The sequence below is a fragment of the Paraprevotella sp. genome (assembly GCF_986071375.1).
In genome coordinates this window covers 154,172-162,832 of record NZ_CFQRNQ010000005.1, presented here as the reverse complement: position 1 = coordinate 162,832, position 8,661 = coordinate 154,172, and the positions used below count along the sequence as shown (strand labels likewise).

Genomic DNA, 8,661 nt, shown 5'->3' with positions numbered 1-8,661 from the left:
TGAAAAATCACTCGCCTGAGATTGATTTTCCGTTTGGCGCACAACGGTAGCAGCCTATTACCTGAAAGTGGGCTGAAAGATGGCACCTCCATCCTTCAGGATACTAATATACTTAAAGCGAGATGTTTATAACATATCCTGAAAGATGAAAGGCTTTTTTCTAAAATTTCCAGGGAAGAAAAAACAAAAAAACAGCCGGATTATTGTCCGGAAACACTTTATTCTGTATATTTGCTTACAAATAACAAATTACATAAACTTAAATCTCAGGGAACATGAGTAAATTAGTAATTAATTCTTTCGAAGATTTTGAAAAATATGTAGGGCAGCCTTTGGGCGAATCGGAATATTTGCAGGTGGATCAAGAACGTATCAACCTCTTTGCCGATGCCACTTTGGATCATCAATGGATTCACACGGATGTGGAGCGTGCCCAAAAGGAAAGCCCGTTCAAGAGCACCATCGTACACGGCTATCTGACCCTCTCCCTCCTACCCTACTTATGGAACCAAATCATTGAGGTGAACAATCTGAAGATGATGATTAATTACGGTATCGACAAGATGAAATTCGGCCAAGCCGTCCTCAGCGGACAAAACGTGCGTTTGAGTACAAAACTCCAGTCTTTAGCCAATCTGCGCGGTGCCGTCAAGGCCGAAATCAGATTCACGATGGACATCAAAGAAACCGGAAAAAAAGCATTGGAGGGTACGGCTATCTTCATTTATTATTTCAACTGATACGACAAAGATAGCCAGACGCTTTTTAGCGGATACATTACCGGCACACATTCTAAAAACTGCGGCACTCGTCTTTTTAAATAGACTACCGCAGTTTTTTTTATTTCCTTTGTTGCAAAAACGCTTCCCTTGCGTCTTCTTTATAAAAACATAGCCCTCGCATGAACAAAGAAACCTTCAAACAGACCTATTTACCGTTGTCTGCCTCCATGTATCGCACCGCCTACCGGATATTGGGAAATCCGGAAGACGCAGAAGACATGGTACAGGAAGCCTATATGAAACTATGGAAACAACGGGATACACTGGACGGAATCCTTGATGCCAGGGCGTACGCCGTAACAAGCATCAAGAACCTGTGTCTCGACACCATACGGAAACGACACCTCTCATACGAAAACTACGAAAAAACAGAACGTACCATAGCTGCGGCATCCACTCCTTATTCAGAGACCATCCACTCGGAAGAAGCCGCACTGCTGCACCGATATATTGATAGTTTGGAAGAGCCCCAACACACAGTCATCGTCATGAGGGACATTGGCGGATACAGTTTTGAAGAAATTGCAGCCGCCGTACAGTTGAAAGAAGCCCACATCCGGATGATACTCTCCCGCGCCCGTCGAAAATTACGAGAACTATATATAAAAACAAAGAACCACCATGAACAGAAAAAATACAGTTGATTACCAGGAACTCTTGAAGCGGTATTACGAAGGAAAAACCACTTTGGAAGAAGAAAATCTGCTCCGGACTCACTTCCTTTCCCATACGGAAGAGAGCCATGCCGACGCTACCCTCTTCCGTATCTTGGCGGAAGAAAGCCAAGCCCTCCCGCCTGACGGAATGGAACAACGTCTGGAAGCTTGGATAGACCGGCAATCTGTCGTCCCCTCCCGTAAAAGGCGCTTTCTTTTTTGGGGACCAGTGGCCGTGGCAGCCGCCTTGCTTTGCTACGTGGGTATCACGCATGTCCTGCAACAGCATAACGGACTCACTCCCCAAGAAACCCTCATTGCCAAAAAAGCACTGGGAAGTACGCTCAAATGTATAGAAACGGGCGAACAAAGCGTCCTGCGCACCCACGAAAGATTAAAATACATCAAAAGAGACATCCATAAGAATATTCACGAACTTAAAGACATTGCCTTATGAAAAGACGATTTATAGTGCTATTGGCCGGACTGGCATACATCATGCCGGCCGTAGCCCAACAAACGTTGTTCGACCGTTATGCCGAAAAGCAAGGAGTGACTTACGTCAACATAAACGGCGAAATCATCAAGACCTTATTGCCTGATATGTCGAACATATCCATTAAGGAAATCAACATACTGGACATAGACAACCGACAACTTCTCCAGTCCATCGACAAAGACTTGCAGCAATGCATCAAGGCCGAAAAGTACAAACAACTCATCAAAACGGTAGACTCCGACGAAAAGGTCTGTATCTTAAAGAAAGAAAAATCCTCTGACCGCCAAAGCGCATTTCTAATCACCGTCCAAAGCCAAGAAGACACTCAGTTGATTTGGATTATAGGAGACATGCGGAAAGAAGAACTGGAAAAACTATTAAAAAACCTCTAAAAAACAAATATCATGAAACATTTCATCCTTATCCTTGCCTGCCTTTGCGCCATGTCGTGCAGCAGGCAGACCACCGGAATAGACGCATTCGTCAACCAATACGACCAAGCATCCGTACGTATGCCGGGCATACTCATGCCTTTGGTGAAAAAGAAACTCCACAAGGCGGGCATCAACGTGAAAAGCATAAAAGTGCTCACGCCCGAGAAACTGCAAAACGACTCTACTCTTCTCAAACGTTACCTCGATGATTTGGAAATGTTGGACTTTAAGGACTATTCCAAAATGGTAGAAGTAAAGGAGGACGATGAACACATCCGGGTATTTTTCAAAAAAGACAAGGAAGTCATTCACCAAATCGTAGTCGTCATTCGTTCAACAGATGACTCGGAAGAAGACGGCATACTCGTACTCCTCAAAGGTGAATTCAATATAAAAGACATACACAAAATCATCAAAAACGGCACCTTTAAATAAGGGATATCCTTTCTCTCATAACCCACTGACCAAAAGACGGCAAAGGATTATGCCCGATTTGCCACTATCCTTTGCCGCCTTTTTTCTTTTACCTCCAGGCAGGCTCTAACTTCCATGCAGGATCTCCGTCAGGATGGGGCGCGCCCCACTTACGAAACATTCCACTGCAATCACCATCAGGATCAACCCCATCAGACGCATCATCACATTATTTCCTGTCTCACCGATGAACTTCACTAAAACCCCTGCCCAACGTAAAAGAACGAACGTAATCAGATAAACCAAAATAATGGCTACTATCACCGCCGTCTTCATCTCAAAGGAATAGGCTTCCTGCATCAGCACGATAGCATTGGCTATTGCCCCCGGCCCGCATAACAAAGGAATTCCCAAAGGAGCCACGGATACATCGTTGGCATACTCCTTGATTTCTTCCTTCCGCAAGTTCATCGGAGTGTACTTGGCTTGCAACATGTCGAAACCGATACGAAAAATAATAATTCCACCCACAATGCGGAAACCGTTGGTGGAAATACCAAAAAACTTGAATAAGAACTGACCTGCCAATACAAACAGCAACAATGCACAACAAGCCACCAAAGTGGCGCGTATGGCCACTGCACGCCGTTCTTTCTCATCCAAAGACTGTGTCATCGTCAAAAACACCGGCATCGTACTCAAAGGACTGGTGATGGTAAACAACGAAGTGAAACACAACAACGCAAAAGGAATTACCGTATCCATCATACTCATATTATTTAACGGTTAAAACAGAATCCATCCCGCCAACCCGCAAAAGCAAATCAACTTGATAGGATTCATCTTATACACCAGACTGCCGATAAAAGCAAAGGCAAAAAGGAAAATACTGATATAGAACTGCCACGGATTGTCCGGTGTACTGAAATTCTCAGGTGTGAGCAACAGCAAGGCTGCCGCCGCCAACAGCCCGACCACAGCCGGACGCAAACCCTGGAACACATGTTCCACCACAGGATGGTTCTTGAACTTCATCAGGAACTTACTGATAAGCAACATCAGGATAAACGACGGAAGCACCACGGCAAAAGTTGCCGTCACACTACCCAATACCGCCCAACCATGCCCGTAACCGGCATTGACCACACTGGTATAGCCCACATACGTAGCCGAATTGATGCCTATCGGCCCCGGTGTCATCTGGCTGATAGCCACGATATCCGTAAACTGCCCGCTCGTCAACCAATGATAACGGTTGACCACTTCCCCTTGAATCAAGGAAATCATGGCATAGCCTCCCCCAAAACCGAACAAGCCGATTTTGAAGAAGCTATAGAAAAGCTTTATATATAACCACCACATATCTTTATCATTTACTTTCCGACGGTTTGACATAACGGCCGTACAGGTAACCTCCCAAACCAGCCATTATAATAATGTATATAGGAGAAACACCCAACAGCCAAATCAACAAGGCACTCACCACCGGTATCCACACATTGGTCATCCCGATTTTGGCACTCTTCCCCATTTTAAACGTAGGGGCGGCTATCAGTGCCACCACTGCCGGACGGATACCCTTGAAAATGCTCTGCACGGTCTCATTATCCCGAAACTGTTGGAAAAACAAGGCTATGCCGAGAATAATCAAGAAAGAGGGCAAGATGGTACCCAAAGCACAAACCACGCTACCGGGTACGCCCTTCAGCTTATAGCCGATAAAAATGCTCATGTTGACCGCAAAAATCCCGGGGCAACTTTGGGCTATGGCCATCAAGTCCAGAAAGTCTTCACGGCTCACCCATCTGTTTTTGTCCACCACATCCGCTTCAATCAACGGTATCATGGCATATCCCCCGCCTATGGTAAACAAACCTATGCGGAAAAACGTACGGAAACTGTTCCAATAAATATTCATATTCCAACTCTTACACGGGATGCACAGACAGCACACGGGGCTGCGCCATGACATAGGCACAGCCCCTTTGCATGCCGTCCGGACATGATTATTTCTTATGAGCCTCCACCCACTTACGGGCATTGACAAAAGCTTCCATCCAAGGCGTGACCTCATCCGCACGGCGGTCTGCCGGATACCAGGCGTTCTGCCACGGGAAGATGGCACGCTCCAAGTGGGGCATCATGGCCAAATGGCGCCCGTCGGCACTGCATATACCGGCCACACTGTAATCCGACCCGTTCGGATTACCGGGATACTCATCATAGCTGTATTTGGCAATCACATTATACTTATCTTCAGGATAAGGCAACGAGAACTTGCCTTCGCCATGAGCTACCCAGATGCCCAACTTGTTCCCGCTCAGCGAACCGAACATCACGCTCCGGTTCATCGGGATGGTCAACCCTACGAACTCCGATTCAAACTTATGAGAGTCATTGTGCAACATGTGCGCCTTCTTCGTAAATTCCGGATTAATCAAATCCAGTTCCACCATCAACTGGCAACCGTTGCAAATACCCAAAGACAGCGTGTCTTCACGGACATAGAAATTGTCGAGTGCCGCCTTGGCCTTCGGATTATACAAGAAAGCACCGGCCCAACCTTTGGCAGAACCCAACACATCCGAATTGGAGAACCCGCCACAGAAGACAATCATATTGATATCTTCCAACGTCTCCCGTCCGCTTATCAGGTCGGTCATCATGACATCCTTCACGTCGAATCCCGCCAAATAGAGCGAATAAGCCATTTCGCGCTCACCGTTCGTTCCCTTTTCACGGATAATGGCGGCCTTGATGCCCGACGGGGTACGACGGTCAGGGTTCAACCCGTACTGCGCCAACTTGCCCGTGAAATCCTTATTAAACACCATTTCGAGCGGCTGCATCTTATAATTCTCAAAACGAGCCTTGGCGCGTCCGTTCATACTCTGCTTCCGGTCGAGCAAGTAGGAAGTGCTATACCATACGTCACGCAGATAATCTATGCCGAACTGGTACTCCGCACCGTCCTTTGTCACTTGAATAAGGCGTTCGTCCGTAGGATGTCCCAACTTGAGATAACCCACACCGGCATCTTCCATGATTTTCTTGAATTCCGCCTTATGTTTGTCGGCAATTTGCACCACCACACCCGGATTCTCAGCCAAGAGAATCTTCACGATGTCATGACGTCCGAATTTGTCCAAAGAGATTTCCATACCGCCTTCCATATTCGCGAAACACATTTCAAGCAAAGTGGTAATCAAACCTCCGGCCGAAATGTCATGACCGGCCAAAACCAAGCCTTTGTTTACCAACGTCTGCACGGCATTGAAAGCATCACGGAAATATTCAGGATTCTTGCAGGTCGGCACGTCCGAACCCACCTTATTTAAAGATTGGGCAAAAGCCGAACCACCCAAACGCAAATCGTCGAAGCTGAAATCGATATGATAGAAAGTGGTCTTTTCCTTATTGACCATCACCGGCGAAACTACCTTTTTCACGTCGCTTACCTCACCACCGGCACTCACGATGACCGTACCCGGCGAGATGATTTTCTCGCCGCCGGGATACTGCTGGCTCATGGACAAGGAATCTTTTCCGGTAGGCACGTTGATTTCCAAAGCACAACAGAAATCGGACAAAGCCTGTACACCTTGGTACAAACGGGCATCTTCGCCTTCCTGAGAGCGGCACGGCCACATCCAGTTGGCAGAGAGAGACACGCTGTCCAACCCTTCGGCCAACGGTGCCCATACGATATTAGTCAACGATTCGGCCACCGAAAGCACGGAACCTGCGGCCGGGTCTGCCAAACCGGCTTGGGGCGCATGCCCGATAGCGGTAGCGATACCGGCCTTTCCACGGTAATCCAAAGCCACGACACCGCAGTCGCTCAACGGCAACTGGATTTCACCTTGGCATTGCTGTCGCGCCACTTTGCCCGTCACGGAACGGTCTACTTTATTGGTCAGCCAATCCTTACAAGCCACGGCCTCCAAACGCAACACACGAGCCACGTATTCATTCAACTTAGCTTCATCATACGTCACGTCCTCATACTTACGCTCCACCGTATTGTCGCGCATGTACGTCTTAGGACTGTGACCGAACATCTGCGACACATCCAAATCAAACGGACGCACGCCATCGGCCTGCTGGAAAGCAAAGTGCGCGTCGCCGGTCGTTTCACCGACCACGTACATCGGTGCACGCTCGCGTTCGGCTATCTTACGCACGTGTTCGATATGTTCTTCCTGAATCAACAATCCCATGCGTTCCTGCGATTCGTTGGCTATGATTTCCTTAGAAGACAAAGTCTTGTCACCAATCGGCAATTTGGACATATCTATCAATCCACCGCACTCCTCCACCAACTCGGAAAGACAGTTCACATGTCCGGCCGAACCGTGGTCGTGTATGGAAACCACCGGATTCACGTCCTCTTCGCACAATGCACGCACCAAATTGTTGGCACGCTTCTGCATCTCGGGATTCGCACGCTGCACGGCATTCAGTTCGATGCCGGAAGAATAGCGTCCCGTATCCACCGACGAAACAGAACCGCCGCCCAAACCGATACGGTAGTTGTCACCGCCGACCACTACGACCTTGTTGCCTTTCTGCGGCGTTCCTTTCAAACAGTCGCGCTTTGTGCCGTATCCCACGCCTCCGGCCAACATAATCACCTTGTCATAACCGTAACGTTCGCCGTTCTCCTGATGTTCAAATGTCAGTACGGAACCGGTAATCAGCGGTTGCCCGAACTTGTTACCGAAGTCGGAAGCCCCGTTCGATGCCTTGATCAAAATCTGTTCCGGAGTCTGGTATAACCAACGGCGTACCGGCAGGATGTCCTCCCAATCACGACCCTCATCTGTACGCGGATAAGAGGTCATGTAGACCGCCGTCCCGGCTATCGGCCATGAACCGACACCTCCGCCCATACGGTCACGTATCTCACCGCCCGTTCCCGTGGAAGCTCCATTGAAAGGTTCCACCGTGGTCGGGAAGTTGTGTGTCTCCGCCTTGATGGAAATCACAGACTCGATATCCTTGATCACAAAATAGTCGGACGTGGAATGGTCTTTCGGCGCAAACTGTTCCACCACCGGCCCTTGTGCAAAAGCCACATTGTCCTTGTATGCCGAAATGATTTTATGCGGATTTTCCTGTGTAGTTTTCTTAATCATCTGGAACAAAGAAGACTCCATTTCCTTCCCGTCGATGATGAACGTACCGCCGAAAATCTTATGACGGCAATGCTCGGAATTGATTTGTGCGAAACCGAACACCTCCGAATCCGTCAGCTTACGCCCCAACTGGCCTTCCACCTGATGCAGGTATTCGATTTCCTCTGGCGAAAGAGCCAATCCTTCCTGTTCGTTATATTCTTCCAGATTCTCTATATACACGATGGGAGCCGGTTGGATATCAACCGTAAAAATATCCTGGTCCAAACCCTTATACATACGTTGCAGCATCGGATCGTGCCCGGCATGTTCATCTTCCACTGGGAAATACTCTTCTATACGAGAAATACCGCTGAGGCTCATGTTTTGAGTAATCTCAACGGCATTCGTACTCCACGGAGTAATCATCTCACGACGCGGACCTACGAAACAACCTTTCAGTCCGTCTTCGGTTTCCACGGTGGCACCACCGTAAAGCCAACATAATTTTTCGATTTCCTCCGCATTGAGACGATGGTCCGCCTCTGTAGCGATGACGCTCCCGCCGGGAGTTCTAAAAAATGAAATAGACATAACTACTATTTGTAACAGATTAGAATAAATACTTGCGCTGCAAAGTTAAGCAAAAAAGCCCGATTGCACGTCCTGACATCTTAGAAAAGTAATCTTGATAATATAAAATAAAGAATCTCTGCCTATAAAAATAAAACTTCTTCCAAAATATTTCATGAAATATAC

9 protein-coding genes are annotated in these 8,661 nt (G+C 47.7%); 5 read left to right on the top strand and 4 right to left on the bottom strand.

The annotated features are described in order from the left end of the window. Window positions 1-275: 275 nt before the first annotated feature. The 5 genes from AC5RDV_RS04485 (at window position 276) to AC5RDV_RS04465 (ending at window position 2,806) form a co-directional block, all read left to right on the top strand. Window positions 276-740 carry a MaoC family dehydratase gene (locus AC5RDV_RS04485; protein WP_282748043.1) on the top strand — a complete coding sequence of 155 codons (465 nt, stop codon included), beginning with the start codon at window positions 276-278 and terminating at the stop codon, window positions 738-740. Between the two features lie 161 nt (window positions 741-901). Continuing rightward, the gene (locus AC5RDV_RS04480; RefSeq protein ID WP_282748044.1) at window positions 902-1,426 is read left to right on the top strand and encodes a GFO_1088 family ECF-type sigma factor; all 525 of its coding nucleotides are present in this window, start codon (window positions 902-904) and stop codon (window positions 1,424-1,426) included. Continuing rightward, a complete protein-coding gene (locus AC5RDV_RS04475) occupies window positions 1,404-1,895 on the top strand; it encodes a PG0215 family putative anti-sigma factor (RefSeq protein WP_282748045.1) in 492 nt (163 codons plus the stop codon). The genes AC5RDV_RS04480 and AC5RDV_RS04475 overlap by 23 nt, the downstream gene beginning before the upstream one ends. Next, the gene (locus AC5RDV_RS04470; RefSeq protein ID WP_282748046.1) at window positions 1,892-2,329 is read left to right on the top strand and encodes a DUF4252 domain-containing protein; all 438 of its coding nucleotides are present in this window, start codon (window positions 1,892-1,894) and stop codon (window positions 2,327-2,329) included. The genes AC5RDV_RS04475 and AC5RDV_RS04470 overlap by 4 nt, the downstream gene beginning before the upstream one ends. 12 nt (window positions 2,330-2,341) lie before the next feature. Further along, on the top strand, window positions 2,342-2,806 hold the full coding sequence (locus AC5RDV_RS04465; RefSeq protein WP_282748047.1) for a DUF4252 domain-containing protein: 465 nt from the start codon (window positions 2,342-2,344) through the stop codon (window positions 2,804-2,806). Between the two features lie 105 nt (window positions 2,807-2,911). On the opposite strand, the gene AC5RDV_RS04460 is transcribed toward AC5RDV_RS04465, so the two are convergent. The 4 genes from AC5RDV_RS04460 to purL form a co-directional block, all read right to left on the bottom strand. After that, on the bottom strand, window positions 2,912-3,550 hold the full coding sequence (locus tag AC5RDV_RS04460; RefSeq protein WP_130894302.1) for a MarC family protein: 639 nt from the start codon (window positions 3,548-3,550) through the stop codon (window positions 2,912-2,914). Window positions 3,551-3,571: 21 nt separating this feature from the next. Continuing rightward, window positions 3,572-4,147 carry a chromate transporter gene (locus AC5RDV_RS04455; RefSeq protein ID WP_008626338.1) on the bottom strand — a complete coding sequence of 192 codons (576 nt, stop codon included), beginning with the start codon at window positions 4,145-4,147 and terminating at the stop codon, window positions 3,572-3,574. Window positions 4,148-4,154: 7 nt separating this feature from the next. Further along, window positions 4,155-4,703 (bottom strand): chromate transporter, encoded by a 549-nt coding sequence (locus tag AC5RDV_RS04450; RefSeq protein ID WP_008626337.1) that lies wholly within the window; start codon window positions 4,701-4,703, stop codon window positions 4,155-4,157. Window positions 4,704-4,791: 88 nt separating this feature from the next. Continuing rightward, complete coding sequence (purL, locus tag AC5RDV_RS04445; protein WP_282748048.1) at window positions 4,792-8,496, bottom strand: phosphoribosylformylglycinamidine synthase; 3,705 nt, start codon at window positions 8,494-8,496, stop codon at window positions 4,792-4,794. Window positions 8,497-8,661 lie beyond the last annotated feature (165 nt).